The sequence below is a fragment of the Sporanaerobacter acetigenes DSM 13106 genome, assembly GCF_900130025.1.
Lineage (GTDB): Bacteria > Bacillota > Clostridia > Tissierellales > Sporanaerobacteraceae > Sporanaerobacter > Sporanaerobacter acetigenes.
Genome location: NZ_FQXR01000016.1, coordinates 1 through 21,480 on the forward strand (window position 1 = coordinate 1; position 21,480 = coordinate 21,480).

At 30.4% G+C, this 21,480-nt stretch carries 17 protein-coding genes; 2 read left to right on the forward strand and 15 right to left on the reverse strand.

Going from position 1 to position 21,480, the window contains the following annotated elements; all coding sequences use genetic code 11:
* Positions 1-810: tetratricopeptide repeat protein (locus BUA21_RS14765; protein WP_084604288.1), on the forward strand; the 810-nt coding region annotated here is incomplete at its 5' end.
* An 18-nt stretch (positions 811-828) separates the two neighbouring features.
* Here BUA21_RS14765 and BUA21_RS12095 read toward each other — a convergent pair.
* Together BUA21_RS12095 and BUA21_RS12100 are read right to left on the reverse strand one after the other, a co-directional pair.
* Positions 829-1,476 carry a response regulator transcription factor gene (locus BUA21_RS12095; protein WP_072745097.1) on the reverse strand — a complete coding sequence of 216 codons (648 nt, stop codon included), beginning with the start codon at positions 1,474-1,476 and terminating at the stop codon, positions 829-831.
* 9 nt (positions 1,477-1,485) lie between these two features.
* Positions 1,486-2,640: a sensor histidine kinase gene (locus tag BUA21_RS12100; protein ID WP_072745098.1), complete on the reverse strand. Its 1,155-nt coding sequence runs from the start codon at positions 2,638-2,640 to the stop codon at positions 1,486-1,488.
* Positions 2,641-2,794: 154 nt separating this feature from the next.
* Here BUA21_RS12100 and BUA21_RS12105 point away from each other — a divergent pair, with 154 nt between their 5' ends.
* Entirely contained in the window at positions 2,795-5,716 is a 2,922-nt protein-coding gene (locus tag BUA21_RS12105) for an insulinase family protein (RefSeq protein WP_072745099.1), read from the forward strand.
* A gap of 29 nt (positions 5,717-5,745) precedes the next feature.
* Here BUA21_RS12105 and BUA21_RS12110 read toward each other — a convergent pair whose 3' ends face one another.
* The 13 genes from BUA21_RS12110 to BUA21_RS12170 form a co-directional block, all read right to left on the reverse strand.
* Positions 5,746-7,386 carry a hypothetical protein gene (locus BUA21_RS12110; RefSeq protein WP_072745100.1) on the reverse strand — a complete coding sequence of 547 codons (1,641 nt, stop codon included), beginning with the start codon at positions 7,384-7,386 and terminating at the stop codon, positions 5,746-5,748.
* Positions 7,383-8,177, reverse strand: coding sequence for an ABC transporter ATP-binding protein (locus BUA21_RS12115; protein WP_072745101.1), 795 nt, complete (start codon positions 8,175-8,177; stop codon positions 7,383-7,385). Before BUA21_RS12115 ends, BUA21_RS12110 begins: the two co-directional genes overlap by 4 nt.
* A gap of 70 nt (positions 8,178-8,247) precedes the next feature.
* Complete coding sequence (locus BUA21_RS12120; protein WP_084604289.1) at positions 8,248-9,816, reverse strand: M1 family metallopeptidase; 1,569 nt, start codon at positions 9,814-9,816, stop codon at positions 8,248-8,250.
* 277 nt (positions 9,817-10,093) lie between these two features.
* Entirely contained in the window at positions 10,094-10,996 is a 903-nt protein-coding gene (locus BUA21_RS12125; protein ID WP_072745103.1) for a sensor histidine kinase, read from the reverse strand.
* Positions 10,997-11,009: 13 nt separating this feature from the next.
* Positions 11,010-11,825 (reverse strand): ABC transporter permease subunit, encoded by an 816-nt coding sequence (locus BUA21_RS12130; protein ID WP_072745104.1) that lies wholly within the window; start codon positions 11,823-11,825, stop codon positions 11,010-11,012.
* Positions 11,809-12,732 (reverse strand): ATP-binding cassette domain-containing protein, encoded by a 924-nt coding sequence (locus BUA21_RS12135; protein WP_072745105.1) that lies wholly within the window; start codon positions 12,730-12,732, stop codon positions 11,809-11,811. The genes BUA21_RS12130 and BUA21_RS12135 overlap by 17 nt, the downstream gene beginning before the upstream one ends.
* An 88-nt stretch (positions 12,733-12,820) precedes the next feature.
* Complete coding sequence (locus BUA21_RS12140; RefSeq protein WP_072745106.1) at positions 12,821-13,507, reverse strand: response regulator transcription factor; 687 nt, start codon at positions 13,505-13,507, stop codon at positions 12,821-12,823.
* 218 nt (positions 13,508-13,725) lie between these two features.
* Positions 13,726-15,117: a hypothetical protein gene (locus BUA21_RS12145; protein ID WP_072745107.1), complete on the reverse strand. Its 1,392-nt coding sequence runs from the start codon at positions 15,115-15,117 to the stop codon at positions 13,726-13,728.
* Positions 15,117-15,611 carry a sigma-70 family RNA polymerase sigma factor gene (locus tag BUA21_RS12150; RefSeq protein WP_072745108.1) on the reverse strand — a complete coding sequence of 165 codons (495 nt, stop codon included), beginning with the start codon at positions 15,609-15,611 and terminating at the stop codon, positions 15,117-15,119. The genes BUA21_RS12145 and BUA21_RS12150 overlap by 1 nt, the downstream gene beginning before the upstream one ends.
* A gap of 176 nt (positions 15,612-15,787) precedes the next feature.
* On the reverse strand, positions 15,788-16,765 hold the full coding sequence (locus tag BUA21_RS12155; RefSeq protein ID WP_072745109.1) for a DMT family transporter: 978 nt from the start codon (positions 16,763-16,765) through the stop codon (positions 15,788-15,790).
* A gap of 84 nt (positions 16,766-16,849) precedes the next feature.
* Complete coding sequence (locus BUA21_RS12160) at positions 16,850-18,709, reverse strand: ABC transporter ATP-binding protein (protein ID WP_072745110.1); 1,860 nt, start codon at positions 18,707-18,709, stop codon at positions 16,850-16,852.
* On the reverse strand, positions 18,702-20,924 hold the full coding sequence (locus BUA21_RS12165) for an ABC transporter ATP-binding protein (protein ID WP_072745111.1): 2,223 nt from the start codon (positions 20,922-20,924) through the stop codon (positions 18,702-18,704). The genes BUA21_RS12160 and BUA21_RS12165 overlap by 8 nt, the downstream gene beginning before the upstream one ends.
* 20 nt (positions 20,925-20,944) lie before the next feature.
* On the reverse strand, positions 20,945-21,397 hold the full coding sequence (locus BUA21_RS12170; RefSeq protein WP_072745112.1) for a MarR family winged helix-turn-helix transcriptional regulator: 453 nt from the start codon (positions 21,395-21,397) through the stop codon (positions 20,945-20,947).
* Positions 21,398-21,480 lie beyond the last annotated feature (83 nt).

Sequence of the window (21,480 nt, forward strand, 5' to 3'; positions counted from 1 at the left end):
GAAACTATTAGAAGAATTGAACTTGGCAAAGTCATACCAAAATTTGAAACTCTAGAATTATTATCCCTTGCATATAAGCAAGATTTAAATGCTATGTTTCTAAAATATAGAATAGATGATTGTTCTTATTTTTATGAAATTAAAAATAGATTAGAAAGAAAATTTGATGGGGATGAATTTGATACATTATATATTGAACTTGAAGAATTAAACAATTGTATCAAACATATCAAAAGTCCATTTTATAAAAAACTTATAGAACAGTTAATTTTACTTACCCATGCCGTTATTTTATATAAAAATAATAATGATAATGATGAATCCCTTAATAAATTAATTGAAGCAATTAAAATAACTATTCCTGATTTCTCTCTTGATAATTATAATTCATTTATATATTCTTCTATCGAAATAAGAATACTTATGAATATAGCTTTTGTATTAAACGGATTAGGACATAAAGACAAATATCAAGAAATAATGGAATTTTGTATAAGCTCAGTAGATTCTAATGATGAAATGTATCCTAAACTGTGTCACAACTTAGCTGGAGTTTACAGAAGAAATAAAAACTTTGAAAAAGCATTGAAGTTTTCTAATATGGGAATTGATGCTTGTCAAGAAATAGGAGATTTTAATGGATTAAGTATTCTATACTATGGGAAAGGAATTGCTCAATATAAATTGAATAAAATAGAATATAAGAAATCGCTTGAAACATCCATAGTTTTATGTGAAGCATTTGGACAAGAAGAGTTAAAAGATAAAATTATAAGTAACTGTAGAGAAATTTTTGGTATTAAAATGTAAAAGGGTAGAAAATTCTTTTTATTCAACTAATCCAGTTTTGAATGCAAAAATAGCTACTTGAGTCCTATCTCTTAGAGCTAGTTTTGATAGTATTGTGCTAATATTGTTTTTTATAGTACCTTCTGAAAGAAATAGCTTTTCACTTATTTCTTTATTTGTAAGTCCTTTTGCTATTTCTTTTATCAAAGCTATCTCCTTTTCCGTAAGATTGTATTTTTCTATCTCCTTGGTATAATCTTTCTCATTAGCTACATGGGACATCATCTTGTTTGCTACCTGTGGATGAACTACTACACTTCCCTTTAATGAAGCCTTTATTCCCTCATATATTAAATCATAGGAACTATCCTTTAAAAGGTATCCTGTTGCTCCATATTTTAAGGCCTCATGAATATATTCTGTGTCGTTAAAGGTAGTTAATATTAGAATTTTTATATCTTCAAACTCTTCTTTAATGATTTTAGTTCCTAATACCCCATCACATTTCGGCATTCTAATATCCATAAGTATTACATCAACATTTGTCTTCCTGCAAAATTCCAAAGCTTCTCTACCATCTTCACACAATCCTACAACCTCAATATCCTCATAAGTAGATAAGATTATTTTAAGGCCATCCCTTATTAACTTTTCATCATCTACAATTAAAATTTTTGTCTTATCCATAACTCTCTCCTAGAATACTAAACTTTTGTCCAATTTTAATACCACTCTCAATAAAAATCCTTTATCTTTTTGGGTATCATAATCAACTTGTCCACCTAATTCATTTACCCGTTCATAAATGTTGGTAAGTCCCATACCTTTTTCCAAATTATCAGCACCTTGTCCATTATCTTTAAGGGTAAGGATTAAATCATCCTCATTAAAATTCATAAATATATTTACCTTAGTTGCTTTCCCATGACGAACGGAATTAGAAAGAAACTCCTGAACTATTCTATAAACTACAAATGATTGCCCCCCATTTAAAGGCCACTTTTCTTTTGTAAACCCTAGCTTTACATCTACTCCTGTAAGCTTACTGAATTCCTTTGTTAAATCTTCAATAGCTATTATACTTTCATATTTTTCAAACTCCCTAGGTTTTAATTCCCTTAAAGCAGTCCTTATTTCATTTAACCCATCCTTAGCAAACCCACTTAAATTTTTTGCCATATCAGAAGCCATGTTTCCATCTTCTTGGGCAATTTTCTCTATAGCCCCTAATTGTATTATTATAGTAGATAAACTATGTCCCACACTATCATGAATTTCTCTAGATATTCTATTTCTCTCCCTAAGTATAGCTAGTTCTTTTATAGAGTTTGTATAGATTTCTAATTCGCTATTTGCCTTTCTTAATTGTTCTTCAGAAATTCTCAATTTATCATATAGTTCTTCAGTTTTTATCAATCTATCATTTTTATCTTTTACGTAATTTGATAATATGGCCAAAGTAATAAGAGATGCTACATTTAAAGTAATTTCATTAATATTTAAATTTCTGCTCATTAGCCCTGTAGTAAGCATAGCTAGTCCAATAGATATGTATGATAACTTTCCTTTTAGGAGAAAAACTCCATCAATTATTCCTATGCACATATAAGAAAAAACTAATCCACCATAATTTTTATAACAAAAATAAGACACAATCCATTCTAACATCAAAGATATAAATATTATATATTTTTTATCCTTAAAAATAAAAAATCTAATTTGATTATTTATGATAAATATAAGTACCGAAATAACAGTATAAACATCTACATTTTCTTTATATCCTACAATGCTAAATATCAAAGTGGCCAATATAAAATATCTAATGATTATTAATTTTTTATTATTCATAATTTCACCTATTTATTATTTATAACACATATTATAGCACATTGTAAGCTTTTGATAACTACTAGTATGCTTGTCCTGAATTTATAAAACTGTAACCTGTCATATATGTTATAATAGTGATTATTGCACAATTTATATTAAAGGGGGTCTTAATTTGACTTTTAAAATTGGTAAAACTTACTTTGGATTTAATTTAGTAGATGAGTATGAAATAAAAGAAATACAGTCAATTGCAAGAATTTTTGAGCATGAAAAATCAGGTGCACAATTGCTCCATTTAGAAAATAATGATGACAACAAAGTTTTTTCAATTGGATTTAGAACTCCACCATCAGATAGTACAGGGGTTCCTCATATAATAGAACACAGCGTTCTATCTGGTTCTAAAAAGTACAAAACCAAAGAACCTTTCATGGACATGTTAAAAGGTTCATTACAAACCTTTATCAATGCTATGACCTTTGCAGACAAGACAATATATCCTATAGCAAGTAGAAACGAAAAGGATTTCTTCAACTTGATGGATGTCTATTTAGATGCGGTTTTTTATCCTAGTATATATGAAAAGCCTGAAATATTTATGCAAGAAGGTTGGCATCATGAATTGTTTGAAAATGAAGATGATATAGAATATAAAGGTGTTGTTTATAATGAAATGAAAGGCGCCTATTCATCTCCTGAGGCAATTCTAGAAGAAAATATAAGTAAATCACTTTATCCAGATACTTGTTATAGATATTCTTCCGGTGGAAACCCTGATGTTATTCCAGAACTTAGCTATGAAGCTTTTTTAGCTTTTCATAAAAAATTCTATCATCCTTCCAATAGCTACATATATCTATATGGAAATGGAGATATACAAAAACAACTTAAATTTATAGACGAAAACTATCTATCAAAATTTGATAAAATAGAAGTAGATTCCCATATTCATCCTCAAAAACCTTTTACATCTAGAAACGAAATAGTAGACTACTACCCCATTTCAAGTGATGAAAATGAAGAAAATCGTACTTATTTAAGTTTAAACTTCGTATTGGGAGAAAAAACAGATTCAGAAACCTATTTAATGAGCAATATATTGAGTCAATTGTTAATAGAATCTCAAGCTGCTCCCCTTAAAAAAGCATTGATCGATGCTGGAATAGGAGAAGATATATTCCCAATAATCACAGATGGTGTACAACTAGGTTTTGGCATTGTTGCAAAAAACACATCCTTAGATAAAAAAGAAGAATTTGAAAAAATAGTTTTTGATACTTTGAACAAATTGGTTAAGGAAGGCATCGATAAAAAACTAATTCAAGCTTGTATAAATATAATTGAATACAATCTACGAGAAGCTGAAAATTTCGCAACTAAAGGCCTTATATATAATATACAGTCCTTGGATAGCTGGTTGTATGATAGTAGCCCTACAACTCACCTACAATATGATGAAACCATAAATAAAATAAGAGCTACTATAGATAATGGTTACTTTGAAAATTTTATTGAAGAAAAAATCATAAACAACCTCCATAGTTCTATAGTCATCATAGAACCTAAAAAAGGATTGGGAGAAGAAAAAATTGAGAAAACAAAAGAAAAACTAGCTGATTATAAAAAATCTCTTACTGAAAAAGATATAGAGAAATTAATTGCACAAAATGAAAAACTTAAAACAATCCAATTGTCAGATGATACTGAAGAAACCAAAGCTACAATCCCAAAACTTTCAATATCTGATGTAGAACCTAAAGCTTTAATTATTCCTCAGGAAATAATCAAAGATGAAAACTACACTATACTTTATCATGATATCTTCACTAGTAAGATTGCCTATGTGGACTTTTATTTTGATATATCTATGATTGATGAGGAATTGATTCCATATACAAATGTATTAGCTTGGATTTTAGGAAAGATGGATACAGAAAGCATGACTTATTCTGAACTTTCAAATGAAATCTATGTAAATACTGGTGGAATCAATTTCAATGTAAATGCCTACGGGAAAAATAAAAATAGTGAAGTTTTCCATCCTAAATTTATCATAAGTGGCAAGGCTATAGGGAACAATATAGCTAAACTATTAGAACTTACAAATACATTGATTACAGAAAGTAAATTAGAAGATAAAAAACGAGTTAAAGAACTACTTCAACAGTTGAAATCAAGAATAGAAATGATCATATTTGATATGGGACATTCTGTAGCTTCTGTAAGAGTTGGTTCCTACTTCTCACCAATTATGAGATATATGGACAAGATAAATGGGCTAGATTTCTACTGGTTCCTTTCAGATATCCTAGAAAACTTTGATGAAAATTGTGAAGAAATCATGTCCAATCTTGATGAAGTATACAAAAAGATCTTTAATATAAATAATTTAATTGTATCCTTTACTGGAGATAAGGAAGATTTCGCTATTGTCAAAGATAATCTAAAAGTTGTAACAAAAGAACTCAATAAAGAAGAAATAAAAAATAAAGAATTTAATTTTTCTGAAGAAAAATTAAATGAAGGAATACTTTCTGCCGGCAATGTTCAATATGTGTCAAAGGGTTACAATTTCAAAAAACTTGGCTACAACTACAATGGCAGTATGATTGTCCTAGCTACTATACTAAATGGCGATTATCTTCACAATAGGATAAGAGCAAGAGGTGGAGCTTATGGTGCAGGTATATCCTTTGATAGCGCTGGCCATGTAATTACTTACTCCTATAGAGATCCTAATCTTAAGGAAACTATAGAGGCTTATGACAATATGGCAGATTATATTAAGAACTTAAGTCTAGATGATTCCGATTTAACAACATTCATCATAGGAACTATAAGTCGTCTAGATCCAGCTTTGACTCCTCACATGAAGGGTCAAATAGCAACTGTCAGATATATTTCTAATATAAGTCAAGGAGAAGTACAAAAAACAAGAGATGAAGTATTAAACACAAAACTTGAAGATATAAGGGCTCTATCACCTATTCTTGAAGATACAATGAAACAAGATTATCTATGCGTACTAGGCAATGAACATAAGATAAGAGAAAATAAAGAAGTATTTAACAATATTGTTAAATTGAAAAAATAATAAGAAAAGCGGGAGACCACAGGTCTCCCCTACATAGTTTCTATAGATATATTAAATGCCTTATTCCATGCAAATATATTTGCTATGACTAATATAAGTATATAGATATATCTTCCATAGTCAATTTTTGTAGCCCCATAGTGAACCCCAGCCAAAGCCGCTATAACTAAAAACAATGGTATAACAATAAATCCCTGACTCTGACTTACAACTTCAAAAGGTTCAGAAAAAGGTAAAGTCTTTTTCATGCATTTAAAGCAAATCACGATAAATAGTATTATATTTAAAAATGCTATGATCAAATCTAAGGCTATTTTTCCTTTAAATATAATCATGAATACTATACTTTCGAAAACATACATAGGAAGTAAAAGATTAATAACAAAAGCTTTTAAAGTACCTTTAAATATATCTTTTGCCTCAGTAAAAGGCAGAAACTTATAAATCCAAGCACCTTTATACTTATCTGAATAACCTATGACCATAAGTATGGTTGGTATCATAAGGACAACAAAATATATATTAAAGTACATCTTGCTATTGGCTATATTTGCCCATCCTTCATCTTTTGCCATTGACAACAAAAATATAAAGGGAAAAACCAAAGAAATTCCCAATGAAGGATAGGTTTTAAGCTTAAAATTTCTTTCTTTTTTCATCATATTGGTAGCAAATCTAAAAAACGTTCTTTCTTCTTTAGTTCTACAAAATATATTTGATAAATAGAAATTTAATCCTCTATCCCTAACTTTCACATTTCCACTGCTATTGTTCAATTTCTGCAAATTACTTTCAAATGAAGGTGTAAGCTTTACATATATTATTATGGATAGTATAGGAACTATCAAAGCTAATGCTGAAAACAATATCATAGAAGAACTATGATTTATACCTACTATCAACTCAAAAGGACCTCCAAACCACATAGATGGAATTAAGTACTGCCACCACTTGGGAACAAAATCAATATTCATAACATCACTAAAATTAAATAACCTTCCTATAAGTTGATAACCTACAGATAGTGCTATGGACAATATTATTTGTACATAGTTGATAATATCTTTAAGCTTTTCACCATCAAAAAACTTAAGTATCAACAAGTACAATAAAGCAGTTAAGGCTACTATCAACAAATCCATAAGAATTATTTCCAATAAAAATATTATAAAAAATAAAAATCCATGTCTAAATAGTGATACAAGAAGTGCTGGTCCTGTAAAAGAAAATGTTATATAAAACATATATATCAATATATGCACAATCTTTGCCGCACTTAGGGTTTTCCCATCTACTGGCTTTGACAAAATGATGTCTTTGTCTCTTAAATCTAATAGTACAGATGAAAAATCTGAAATCAAAATAGTCATCATCATAAACATCAATATTCCAAATAGAAAACTCATTTGAAATAGATAATTTTCTTTCATAATAACAAAAGGAACTAACATCAATCCTAGCAATATATAAAACCACAGAGATTTTACAATGCTATTTCCTTCTTCACTCTTCTTTTTAGAAGTATTATTTTTCATTACTGTAGGAACTCTTCTTTCATCTAACATAAGCTTAACTTGAAGTATTTTTCTCATAATACAATAGTCTACTCCAAATTTTTCAAATATGGGTTTAAACTTATCTAGGAATTTTAGTATCTTAAAGTCTTTCATATTTCCACCTCTTGAACTACGGATACAATTTCTTCTGCAATTTCTTTGTGTTCATTGAATCCAGTAAGTTCGTTAAATATTCCTTCCAATGAACCTTCCATAGACTTTTCTTTTAGTTCATCAAAGCTCCCATCTGCAACAACTTGTCCATCATTTATAAGGACTATTCTACTACTTATCTTTTCAACTACCTCCATTATATGAGAAGAATAAAATATGGTTTTCCCTTTAGAAGCCAATTCTGCCAATACTTCTTTGAAAACCATAACACTATTTGCATCCATACCGCTCAAAGGTTCATCTAAAAATAGTATATCTGGATTGTTCAATAAACTTGATATTATGACTACCTTTTGTCGCATACCCTTTGAGTAAGAAGAAATTCTTGAATTATATACATCTTTTAGACTGAACAATTCCATTAGTTTCTCTGCCTTTTTATCAGCTACATCTATGTCAAGGCCATAAAGTTCTCCTATGAAAGTTAAATATTCTCTTCCTGTTAAATTGTCATATATATCTGCTATTTCAGGAACATAGCCTATTTTTTTCTTGTATTCTACATTCCCGCTTGATATATTTTGTCCAAATATTTTTACTTCCCCTGTATATTGTTCAATAAGCCCTAGCATTATCTTAACTGTAGTACTTTTCCCAGCACCATTTGGCCCAATATATCCTATGATTTGTCCACTATAAACATCTAAATCTATTCCCTTTAACACCTTTTTAGTACCAAAACTTTTTTTTAATCCTCTTATTGTTATTATTGGTTCATTATATGCTCCCATATATTCACTCCTTCATATTTGTTATGATACAATTTTATCACAAAAATATGTTGAAGGAAAATCCTTCACATTAATCTTTCTTTTTTACTCCAAAAAACCAATTATTTATATCTTCTTCATATTTTCTTTCTGCTAACTCTTCGCATACATCAATAAAGTCCCTCGTCGTAGCAATGGAAAATTTATATTTTTCGTAATAAGTGTTTAAAATATTATAAAATTTATCCTTCCCTAAATCTTTTTCAATTTCATGTAAAAACATAGCTCCTTTGAGCAATAAACCAGTATACTCATTCCCATCTTCTATCATATAAGTTGGCATCAAAATCAATTCTTTTTTACCACTATCGCCAATCCTATTTTTATAGATATCAACAATTTCATCATAGTATTTCTCCCCTTGCTCCTCTCCATAGACTTCATCATAGAAAAGTTTCTCTGCATATATGGCAAAGGATTCATCCAACCAAGCCTCATATATCTGGTTATTCCCTACCACTCCATACCACCATTGATGAGCTACTTCATGAATAATTGTAGTTTCAAGACTTTTATCATTTAATTTGTTACTCTTCCACACAAACACCATTCCAGGATACTCCATACCAGTTGCATCAGCAGTTACAACAGATAATACCTCATAAGGATACTTTCCGAATATTTTATTGTAGACCTCTACAGATTTATATGCTAATTCTGCTGCCTCAGTATTAATTGTCTCACTATTTGGCAATAGATAATTCTTGACCAATACTCCATCTATAACCTTTTCTTGAATAATAAAATCCTGACTCGCGGCCCAAGCAAAATCCCTCATAAGTTTTGCTTCCACATTCCAAACTTTACTTTCTCCCTGAACTTCTTCCGAAAGAATTTTCCCAGAACAAGCTATAATATAATCTTTTGGTGCCTTAATAGTAACACTATAGTTGCTAATATCACTGTAAAAAGGGTCTCCCATGGAGTAATACGAATCAATATTCCACTTTCTGCTATCATATACTGCTGCAATGGGATAGCCGTTTCCTATTTGAAACGTGTTGTCTCCATAACCAAAGCGTTCTTCTGCATTAGGAAGTATAACTTCATATTCCATGTAAATTTCTACAGATTTTCCAGGAACAAGAGCTGATTTCATAGGTATTTTCAATAATGTGCTGTCATCACCAAGTATTGAGTATTTAATCTTTTTACCTTCCACCATGACTTTTGTAACGTTAATTAAGCCTGAATTAAAACCTCCGATATAGGAATCTGAAGAATAAGGTGTTGTACTATCTTCCTTGAATGCATTGGGATAAATGTGGAAGTATATTTCACTTAAAGATACATCTTCATTATTTATATACTTAACCGATTGCTTGCCTATGTACTTTTTCTGTATTGGATCAAACTCTATATAAATTTTATACTCATTTGGTGTCTTAATATCTAAAACATTTCGATTATATTTCTCTTCTGAAAGGTAACTTTCCCAATCCGCCTTGCTTGAAAAGTCTGTTTGTCCTATCTTCTCTTTCGGAGTATCTATTCCTCCTGTTGTAGATGTAGTTCCACCTTCCTTTGTATCACAGCCAATCATTGAAAATATTATAAGGATAATCATAACAATCAATAAAAACCTTTTAATTTTACTCATTATCTTTTCACCTCCAATTATGCCTTTCCAACAATTACAGCAAACTTTAAAAGACTATCGTCAACTGTTTCATAAAACTTTACTTCCATCATCCATGAATCACCATCCTATCATACAAATTATTCTTTCAACATATTTAGAAACTTTATCTTCCTTTGCTGAAGAATTCTCTCATAACAAACTATACAATAATGCTTACCCCTAGAAACTCAAGCTTTTCACTATAAGGAGAATCCTTCAGGTATTGATTTTCTCAATTAATACTTATATATCTTCATCATGAGCTTTTAATAAATGCTAGTATCAAACTAAATTCAGTCCCATTTATTTCGCATTTGATATTTCCCTTAATTTGTCTAACTAATTCATCTACAACAGCCAACCCTATACCACTAGAACTTTTACTTCTTGCCGAATCACTTTTATAAAACAAATCAAAGATTCTATTTGAATCAATCTTATCACTGATGTCAAATCCATTTTTAAATTCTAATATGATTTCATTGTTTACTTTTGACATTGCTATTGCCGCACTATCTCTAGCATGTTCTAAGATATTTTTAATGATATTTTGTATAATTCTAATCAAAGCTATTTCATTTGAAACAATAGAATAATCTTCATCTTCATTGAATTCAATTGATAAATCAATGTTTTCTTTTTCAAATTCTTCATAGTATTGAAAAATTGTATTAACTAAAATTTTCTTTAAATCACATGTTTCTAATTCTAAATGAAATGTTTGATTTTGAAGTTTTGAATATATAAACAAATTCTCAATCATGTAATTTAAGACATTTACCCTATCTTGTAATATATCCGTATAATAATCCTTTTTGTTCAAATCATCGCTTACTTTTAGCAATTGAATATAGCCATCTAACGAAGTTAATGGCGTTCTTATATCATGAGATAAGCTTGTTAAAGTGTTTTTTAAATAAATATCTTTATTTACATATTCCTTTTTTAAATTCTTTGATTGATTGATCAATTCATTAATTTCTCTAGCTAATTTGTTTATTTCTTTATCTTTCATATTGCAAAAAATAATTTTATTTGTATCATGTGAAATAATAAATTTTAATTGTTCAGTAATAGAACGAACTTGTTTCCGATAATTATATAAATATAATATAGCAATAAATAAAATAATAATGATAATAATTAACGCAAACTTCATCCTAATACTCTCCTTATTGAATATCTCTATTATTGATGACATACATACTAATTGCCATATATATTGTCATTGAAACAACCGCTATAAGTAATGGTCTACAATCTCCCAAACTTAATCGTCCAATGTTTCCTGAATTTAAAAAGTACATTATACTTTTTTTATTTGATTTTATGAAAGCATCAACAATTTGTAGTATACCAGCAGAAACTAAAATTCCTATCAATAAACTTGCAATTTCATTTTTTAAAAGTGTAATTAAAAATATCATAAATGATCCAAATGCCACATGTAATATCCATTGATAAACAATATATTTTACCAACAATCCTAAATCCTCCACAAAAACATATCCAAACAATATCTTACTACTTACAAATATTGTTACAGTTGCTACTGCCAATAAAATTAATGAATATATCCCTACGATAATCATTTTAGACAACAATATAAATCCACGATTTGATACTTGTCCTGCAATATTTTTAATAAAACCAGAAGTATTTTCTTTACTTACAAAACCCACAACAAACACGACCAAAAACATTAATACAATTTTGCTCTGAATATTTATTTTGATTAATCCATCAATGGGAACTTTATTATCTTCGCACCACTTTGGCGAAACACTTCCTATATATATTCCCCAATTAACTTCCTCCGAAGATGATTTTAGATTTTCTAATGCAGATGGATTGTTCTTATAATACTCTATATCTGAATAAGACATATAAATGGAGGCAAACATCATTAATATCAAAAACATCAAAATAATCCATGTGGTTTTACTTTTTCTCATACGATAAAAATCCATTCTAATTAGATTGTTCATCAATATTCCCTCCCGTTAAATGAATAAAATAATCCTCTATGGAAATAGATTCTATAGAAATGCTGTTAATGGAAATATCATTCTTATATAATTCCATTGAGATTAATCCACTATCATTTAATCTTTCATAAATATTTATCGTATGATTATCTATTACCTTGTAATTGTTAAATCCTAATTTGTCTAGGACTACAATTGCTTTTTTAGGTTCTTCTATATTTATTTCAATATGATTGCAACATATTTCCTTAAGCTCAGCCTTTGATATTTCTTTTAATAGCCTTCCATCATTGATTATTCCAAACCTATCAACGATCTTTAACAATTCATCCAAAATATGACTTGAAATTATCATTGTTATCCCATACTCTTTGTTGAGTTTCAATACAATATCTCTAACATCCTTTATCCCCTGTGGATCTAATCCATTTATAGGTTCATCTAATAATAATAAATCTGGTTCTCCTACTAATGCCATGGCAATTCCTAATCTCTGTTTCATTCCTAAAGAATATTGTTTTACCTTTTTGTTTGACTCCCCTTCTAGCCCAACAATTTCTAAAATAGAACCAATATATTTAGGATCATTTATCCCTAAGCATAAACACTTTAACTTCAAGTTGTCATATGCCGTTAAATTTGAATATAGTCCAGGAGCCTCTATCAATGTACCTATTCTTGATAAAACCTTTTTCCTGCTAGCCCCACTATAATCAAATAAAGCAACGTCTCCATTGCTAGGTTTCACTAATCCTGATATAATCTTTAAAAGAGTAGTTTTTCCTGCTCCATTTTTCCCAATTAGCCCATAAATTTCGCCTTTTTTTAAATTCAGGCTTATATTATTAATGGCAAATTGATTGCTATATTTTTTTGATAAGTTTTGAACTGAAAGTAAATAATCCATTTTTTAACCTCCTTCTCTTATAATCACTTACATTATAAAAGAAAAAGTTTAATAATTCGAAAATAAAGATTAAAGAATTGTTAAAGATTTATTTGCTTAACCGAAATCCTATTCCCCAAACTGTTTCTATATATTCTTCATCTGAATACTCTTTGAATTTTTTTCTTATATTACTAATATGTACATTTACTGTTTTATCTTCTCCTTCAAAGTATTCGTCCCAAGCAAAATCATAGATATCTTGCTTTGAAAACACTCTACTGGGAAAGTTTAATAATAATTCTAAAATTTTAAATTCTTGTGGAGTTAAATCCACTTCATGATTTTCAATCATTACCTTATGCAAAGATTTATCTAGTGTCAGATTTTTATATTTCATCAATTTATTATACACTTTCTTGTTTTTATTTCTTAATTGTACAAACATTCTAGCCTTTAATTCTTCTATTTTAAAGGGCTTTGTGAGATAATCATCTGCTCCTAACATTAATACATCGACTTTGCTTTCCAATTCATCCTTCGCAGAAATAACAATGATAGAGGAGTCCGTCAAATTCTTTATTTCTGATATTAATTGTTCCCCTGAAATTCCTGGAAGCATTAAATCAAGCAAAATAATATCAAAATCATATTTCCCTAAATAAATCAAAGCTTCTGTCCCAGAAAAAGCCTGTTTACAATTATAATTATTAACTGAAAGACTTTCAAAAATATAATTATTGATATTTGTATCATCTTCTACAATAAGTATTCTTGAATCATTCTCATTAGCCATGCTACCCCCCCTTCTACCTATTCCACCTTACCAACTTTTTAGTACATTATATCATAACAAATATAATACAACCAGCAGGGACCGTTTGAGCTGAACTCTAATGTTATATGGTTTTGCGAACATTTCTTTATTCCAAAAACAAAAAAGGTAAACCCTGTTCCATCCATGTTTTCTGTGATTGAAAACAGAGGTTTACCACCTTGAAAAAGTAAGGACTATTACCTTTTTGTTATGGGGATCGTTCTTCCATTTATACTTATTGAATTAATAGATGATGTATCAATGGGCTTAGGGCTATCAAACAGAATAGCCTCATACTTTCCATCGTTAGAAAAACCAACTCCTCCTCCCCATTTAAGCTGTACACTCTCATTATTTCTATATACTCGCACATCAAAGTTCTCAGCGTCATAAGTATACTTGCTTCCTGAAAAATCTATGCCAAACGGTGTTATTACTATTTTATCAATACCAAGTCCATCAATGTCCATTTGTTTATTAATCTCAATAATATCCTTTTTGGAATCAAATTCAGCCGTTACCTGCCAATTTCCATCTATTTCATCAAATTTCGTGAATTCCCCAGTAAGTGTATAGTCTTCAATATTATTAATATCAATATCATAAATATATTCTGTATATTCATAATGCTCTGGTATTCCCTCATTTTTTACAATCTTACCATTTTCATCAGCAATGCTTAGAATTCTATCGATTTTGTTGTTTTTGTCAACTGCAAAGAAAGCTCTATCAATTTCCTGTATTAACTGACCCTTTTTATCGATAAGGTAAATGTTGGAAAAGGGTTTGACTGTTGAGTCCCTCCAAACCTGTAAATGTAGTTTGCCGTCTATAATGCCCATATTAGTAATTTTGCAATAATCAATTTTAGGGAATGTCTTAATTATTTCGTTTGGCTTTAGAAGGGACATTGCTACATTCCCATTTTGAGAAACGGTAGCGCTAACACCTATATCACCATTTCTGCTTACTTGCACGATCTTAGGATTCTTATTTACTTGGGTTAAATTGATATCATATTCTTGGCCGTTATAAATTTGAGGATTAGACTGGATTTCTTCCATACTAAATGTGACTTTCCCGCTTTTTGCCAAAGCAGAACTTGGAACAGTTTTGTATAAAACAGTCCATAACCCACTGTCTTTGTCATAATAAGCATTTTCTGCTCCGCCGCCGAGAACACCACCGTCAGCTTTTGCGTTAATATAAAATTCTGATGTTTCATTAAGGCGTTTTCCTTCAATATCTTGCATTGTAATATAAGCCTTAAGTCTGTTTCCATACGCTCCAACTGCCACAACTTCCATCTTTATACCATTGTCAATACAACTTAACTCAATTGGCTGAACATAGTGCCTATCAATGGGATTTAACTGACTTAATAACTCTTGAAAACTTGAATTTGTTGCGGCAAGTACGGTTGTAGCACCTAACACCACAATTACCGCCGTCACCAATATAAATCTTGCACTTACTTTTTTGGTACTTTTCATTTCAAAAAAATCCTTCCTTTCAATACTAACAGGTGATACAATGTGCTCCTTTACACTTTTACCGTGCAAGTATAGCTTTTTTTCAAATTCATTCACTATAAGACATCCCCTTCCAATAAATTTTTTAATTCGCCCAATGCAATTTTAGTTTTGTACCTCACGGTTGAAACAGGTTGATGGAGTGTTTTTGCCACTTCAGCATAGGTCATATCATTGTAAAAGCGCAATGTTATATATGGTGTATGCTTTGGATTTAATTTACATATTGCATCCATTATTTCAAGGTCATCTGTTGGCATATCATAAAACGCATTTATATTATCGTTGAGTTCCTCGGTATATCTTTTCTTTTTTAAGGAATTCTTACACTCATTGATAACAATACGCGTCAGCCAAGTTTTAAAATATTGCTTGTGTTTTAATTTGTTAAATGATTGATAGGCAGATAACACCGCTTCCGAAACGGCGTCCTTAGCATCCTCGCCGTTGTGCAAATAACCGATTGCGACCAAATACAACGATTTATCTATCTTTCTGTATTCCTGTTCAAAAAGTTCCTGTGAACACTTCTCCTCTTTTACATCTTGCAAACACTTCTCCTCCTTTACAAATTGATTTTGTAAAGCCTTTACACTTATTAGACAATTTAGAAATGAAAAAAGGCAAGAATTCATAAAAAATAAGGATACAAGGCAAAAACAAATTTGTTTCTACTTTGTACCCTTTGATTGATTAATCAGCTCATTAATTTCTCTAGTTAATTTGTTTATTTTTTATCTTTCATATTGCAAAAAATAATTTTATTTGTATCATGTGAAATAATAAATTTTTCTTTATTTATCAATATAATACTTGCTGAAACTAATATAATTGACAATAACACATTTGTTCCCAATAGTCTTTCTCCAAGAAAGATGTAAGAAAGAAATACGCCAAATATAGGTATGCTGAACTTATATATACTAATCTTACCAACACCATTGTATTTAAGCAAAATTGTCCACATGGAAAATGCTGCTGCAGATATAAATGCTAAATATAGAAGCAATCCATAGCCTTCTGGAGTAGAAACAAGTCCCCTTTCTCCTCCTAAAAGTCCTGCCACTATTAAAAATAAAGAACCTATAAATAATTGATATCCTGATACGACAAAAGGATCCATATCTTTTGCAATTTTTTTAGTATATATCCCTCCCAATGCTCCCATTAAACTTGAAATTATAACAAATCCATCTCCTGTAAAAGTAAATCCTCCATGAATACCATTGCCACTCATATTTACAATGGATACCCCTATAAATCCCAACACTACCCCTATTATTTTCCTTATATCCAATTTATCTTCCTCATAAAAGAAATGCGCCAATATAACAGCAAAAAATGTGCTAGTACTAGCTAGTATAGACCCTTTTGTTCCACTGGTATTTGAAAGTCCGATATAAAAAAAAGTATATTGTATTGCAGTTTGTATTAGACCCAGTAAAACTAATTTACGTAGATCTGAATTTTTCACTTTCAGTGTCCTCTTTGTCCCTAGACAAAATAAAAATATCATCATAGAAGATAAGAAAAATCTAAATCCTGCAAATATTATTTTTGCAAAAGTATCATCATCACCTATAGAAAATAACTTGTACCCTATTTTGATAGAAGGAAAAGCACTTCCCCACAACAAGCAGCTTAGAAGTGCTAATAAAACTATTATATAATTTTTAGTAAATATGTTTTCTCCCTTATCTCTCATACTCGCCTCTCTCCCTACCTCATATTCATCATAATTCAATTGTATCACAAAAATATTTTGCTGTCCCTACTATCACATGCTATTTTAAGATACTTCTACATCTTCAAACTGGCTATTGTAAAGTGAATAATAAAATCCACCCTTTGCTAGAAGTTCTTCATGATTACCCTGTTCTACTATATCTCCATCCTTCATGACTAATATCAAATCTGCATCTCTTATAGTTGAAAGTCTATGAGCAATGATAAAAGCTGTTTTCCCTTTCATAAGATTTGCCATAGCCTTCTGTATAAGTATTTCAGTTCTAGTATCCACTGAAGATGTAGCTTCATCTAATATAAGCACCTTTGGATTGGATAAAATTGCCCTTGCTATAGTAAGAAGCTGTTTCTGTCCTTGGGATATATTGTTTGCCTCTTCGTTTATAACCATATCATATCCATCTGGTAAAGTGGTTATAAATCTATGAGCATGAGCTAATTTTGCTGCTCTTATTACTTCTTCATCTGTCGCATCTAGCCTTCCATATCTTATATTTTCCATTATAGTACCACTGAAAAGCCATGTATCCTGCAAAACCATACCAAAATTACTTCTCAAATCACTTCTAGAAAAATTCACTATATCATGACCATCTAGAAGTATTCTACCACCATTTAAATCATAAAATCTCATGAGAAGTTTAACTATGGTAGTCTTTCCTGCTCCAGTAGGTCCAACGATGGCAATTTTTTGCCCCGAGCTAATGTCTTCTGAAAAATCCTTTATTATAATTTTATCTTCATTGTAACCAAATTTAACATTTTCAAAAGTTACTCTTCCCTCTACTTCTTTCAGTTTAATAGGTGTTTGAGATTCTGTAGCTTCCTCTTCTTCACCTAAAAATTCAAATACCCTTTCAGCAGCGGCCATAGTAGATTGCAATACATTACTTATTTGAGCCACTTGAGTTATTGGCTGAGTAAAGCTTCTTATATACTGAATAAAGGAAAGTATATCTCCTACCTCTATGGTCTTTTTAATAGCAAGCCATCCACCTAATATTGAAACTGCAACATAACCTAAATTCCCAACAAAAGTCATGATAGGCATCATTAAACCTGATAAAAACTGAGCTTTCCAAGCAGAATCATAAAGTTCATTATTAATATCTTCAAATTCAGAAATTACTTGTTCCTTAGCATTGAAAGCTTTCATTATATTGTGTCCACCATATACTTCCTCTATATGTCCATTAACTTCCCCAAGGGACTTTTGCTGTGCCTTGAAATATCTTTGACTTCTCTTAACTACTCCCATTACTACAATCATTGATATAGGTAATATCAAAAGTGCAACAATAGTCATCTGCCAAGATATAGACAACATCATAATGAGTACACCTACTAATGTAGTAGCTGATGTTATTATCTGGCTTAAACTTTGATTTAATGATTGACTTACTGTATCCACATCATTAGTAACTCTAGATAGCACTTCTCCATGACTTACTTTATCAAAATATTTAAGAGGTAGTCTATTTACCTTTTGTGATATTTCTTTTCTTAATTTGTAAGATACCTTTTGAGAAACCCCAGTCACTATAAAACCTTGTATATAAGAAAACAATGCAGACAATAGATATAATCCTATTAAAGTTAAGATTATATTTTTTATATAGGAAAAGTCAATTCCTTCACCGCCAGATACTTTTGATATCAATCCTTCAAATATCTTAGTTGTTGCCTTTCCAAGTATTTTAGGCCCTACTATTGAGAAAATAGTACTTCCTATAGCAAATATTATTACTATGATTAGTTTCACTTTATATGGTTTTAAATAGTTGAGAAGCTTAGAGAAGGTTCCTTTAAAATCCTTTGGCTTTTCAAACTTTCCAGCCATAGGTCCATGACCCTTTGGTCCCGGTCCCATTGGTCTTCTATTTGTATTGTTATCTTTACTCATATGCAAGTTCCTCCTCCGATAGCTGTGATAAGGCAATTTGCTTATAAACTTCACATTTTGTTAACAATTCCCTATGAGTCCCTATTCCTACTATTTTCCCTTCATCTAAAACAATAATCTTCTCTGCATTCTTTATCGTATTTATTCTCTGAGCTACTATGAGCATTGTTCTATTTTTAATCTCCGTATTAATCGCCTTTCTAAGTTCAGCATCTGTCTTAAAATCAAGAGCTGAAAAACTATCATCAAATATTAATACCTTTGGTTTCTTAGCCAATGCCCTTGCAATGGAAAGCCTTTGTTTTTGACCTCCAGATACATTGGTTCCACCTTGGGCTACCTCAGATAATATTCCTTTTTCCTTTTCCTCAACAAATTCTTTAGCTTGAGCTATTTCTATAGCTTTTAGTACATCCTCATTACTTACTTCGGAATTTTTCCCATATTTTAAATTGCTTTCTATAGTTCCAGTAAATAATACTCCCTTTTGAGGAACATATCCTATTTGTTCTCTAACATCATGAAGAGTCATATCTCTAATATCTACCCCATCAAGAAGAATCACTCCACTTGTAGCATCATAAAATCTAGGGATTAAATTGATCAGTGTAGATTTACCACTTCCTGTACTTCCTATAAAGGCAGTAGTCTCTCCAGGTTTTGCAGTAAAGGATATATCTTTAAGAACATATTCTTCTGCTCCTGGATATTTAAAGCAAACATTTTTAAATTCTATTGACCCTTCTATATCATCATTTAATTGTTTTGGACTTTCAGGATCTTTAATTGTAATCTCTTCATCTAATACTTCACCTATTCTCTGAGCTGATACTGAAGCCCTTGGAAGTATCAATGAAACTGCAGATATCATAAGGAAAGACATAATTATCTGCATTGCATATTGCATAAATGCCATCATATCTCCAACCTGTATATTAGCTTTATCTATTTCATGAGCTCCCACCCATATTATTAAAAGCATTATACCATTCATTATAAGCATCATGGTTGGCATCATTACAGTCATTATCCTCGAAACAAATAAATGGGTTTTAGTTAAATCCTTGTTTGCATTATCAAACTTCTCTTCTTCAGTTTGCTGTGTGTTAAAAGCCCTTATTACCATCATTCCATTAAGAGATTCCCTCATTACTAGATTTACCTTATCAACAAACTTTTGAACCTTTTTGAACTTTGGCATGGCAACAGCAAAAAGAGTTCCCACAAGTATAAGTATAGCTACAACTCCAACTCCTACTATCCAAGCCATAGAGGTATTTGTATTAAGAGCTCTTATTACTCCACCAACTCCAAGTATTGGAGCATAAAATACTAGCCTCAATAACAACATCACAAACAATTGCACTTGTTGTATATCATTGGTACTTCTAGTTATAAGAGATGCAGTTGAAAAATTGTCAAACTCTGCATCTGAAAAAGATGTAACCTTTTTAAACACCTTATCCCTTAGATTTCTACCAAGAGAAGCAGAAACTCTCGCACCTAAAAATCCTACAATTACAGAAGCAATCATTCCCAATAAGGCAATAAGTAACATTATTCCACCAGTAGATAGAATATAATTAGACTGAATGTTGTTCATATCTATTCCTACAGCCTCATATTCAAGCTTTATATAATTTATAGCAGATTGGATTACTATTGATTGAGGAATATCCTTAAACTGCTTATCCATTTCAGCTTTTAACATATCCAATTGCTCTTTAGGTAAACTTTTAAGTGCCATAAAAGGATCTGTTCCTTCAGGCAAATTTGGCATAGCTTGTTTAAGTGCACCTTTTTCTACACCATATTTACTAAGTATGGCTTTTCCCAAAAAGGAATTTATCTTCTCAATATCTTCTTCGTTTGAAGTATCAAGTATATATAAACTTTCATTTTCTAATGCCTTATACTTCTTTAAATAGTTATTATATTCTTCTTTAGTTAAATTCTCTTTGCTTATTAGTTTATAATTTCTATCAACCAATTTATTTTCTTCTTCAGTTAAAAATATCTTTAACTTATCCATTTCACTAACTCTAATTACATCAGGTACAGCTCTTTCAATACCCTTTTGCTGTATTCCTACATTGACTATATTTGACATATAATCAGGAAGAGCAAGGTCTGTCATAGCCTGAGCTAAAAGCAGAACTATTATTATAATTATAAATATGCTAAATGGTTTAAGCTCCTTTATTATCTTGAACATAAATTTCCTCCCTACGATATCTAAATTTCGCCATTCTCTTCAAGCACATTGTTGAGATTGTCTCTCATTTGCATGAATAATCTTCTAAGAATTATCTTTTCTTCTGCTGTAATATTTGCAAAACATTCGTCTTGAACTTTATCCATTACTTTAATAGCCTCATCACACAATTTTCTTCCTTTTTCAGTTATATACACTCTAGTTATCCTCTGATCCAATTCATCTTTCCTGCGTTCTACTATGCCTTCCTTCTCCATTCTTTTCAACATTACTGTTATAGTAGAAGGCTTTATTTGCAGTTTTTCTGCCAATTCACTCTGGCTCTGACCACCTTCTTTGTTTAAGATAAAAAGCATAGGTGGTTGACCAGGATAAATCCCCACCTCCTCAAGAAGTACATGAGTACGATAATAATGAAGTCTCAGTATTTCTAAAAATATAAAGTATAGTGAATCCTTATCTAGCTCTTTCATATTTTACCTCCAATTTATGTTTAGCCTACTAAGTATAAAATAAATGATACTACTATTATATAGCAGAGTCAATATATAGTTAT

What these genes read in the sequence shown, in the direction of transcription:
- BUA21_RS12095 (WP_072745097.1), bottom strand. Translation starts at nt 1,476, where the DNA reads ATGGATAAGACAAAAATTTTAATTGTAGATGATGAAAAGTTAATAAGG.
- BUA21_RS12100 (WP_072745098.1), bottom strand. Translation starts at nt 2,640, where the DNA reads ATGAATAATAAAAAATTAATAATCATTAGATATTTTATATTGGCCACT.
- BUA21_RS12110 (WP_072745100.1), bottom strand. Translation starts at nt 7,386, where the DNA reads ATGAAAGACTTTAAGATACTAAAATTCCTAGATAAGTTTAAACCCATA.
- BUA21_RS12115 (WP_072745101.1), bottom strand. Translation starts at nt 8,177, where the DNA reads ATGGGAGCATATAATGAACCAATAATAACAATAAGAGGATTAAAAAAA.
- BUA21_RS12120 (WP_084604289.1), bottom strand. Translation starts at nt 9,816, where the DNA reads ATGAGTAAAATTAAAAGGTTTTTATTGATTGTTATGATTATCCTTATA.
- BUA21_RS12125 (WP_072745103.1), bottom strand. Translation starts at nt 10,996, where the DNA reads ATGAAGTTTGCGTTAATTATTATCATTATTATTTTATTTATTGCTATA.
- BUA21_RS12130 (WP_072745104.1), bottom strand. Translation starts at nt 11,825, where the DNA reads ATGAACAATCTAATTAGAATGGATTTTTATCGTATGAGAAAAAGTAAA.
- BUA21_RS12135 (WP_072745105.1), bottom strand. Translation starts at nt 12,732, where the DNA reads ATGGATTATTTACTTTCAGTTCAAAACTTATCAAAAAAATATAGCAAT.
- BUA21_RS12140 (WP_072745106.1), bottom strand. Translation starts at nt 13,507, where the DNA reads ATGGCTAATGAGAATGATTCAAGAATACTTATTGTAGAAGATGATACA.
- BUA21_RS12155 (WP_072745109.1), bottom strand. Translation starts at nt 16,765, where the DNA reads ATGAGAGATAAGGGAGAAAACATATTTACTAAAAATTATATAATAGTT.
- BUA21_RS12160 (WP_072745110.1), bottom strand. Translation starts at nt 18,709, where the DNA reads ATGAGTAAAGATAACAATACAAATAGAAGACCAATGGGACCGGGACCA.
- BUA21_RS12165 (WP_072745111.1), bottom strand. Translation starts at nt 20,924, where the DNA reads ATGTTCAAGATAATAAAGGAGCTTAAACCATTTAGCATATTTATAATT.
- BUA21_RS12170 (WP_072745112.1), bottom strand. Translation starts at nt 21,397, where the DNA reads ATGAAAGAGCTAGATAAGGATTCACTATACTTTATATTTTTAGAAATA.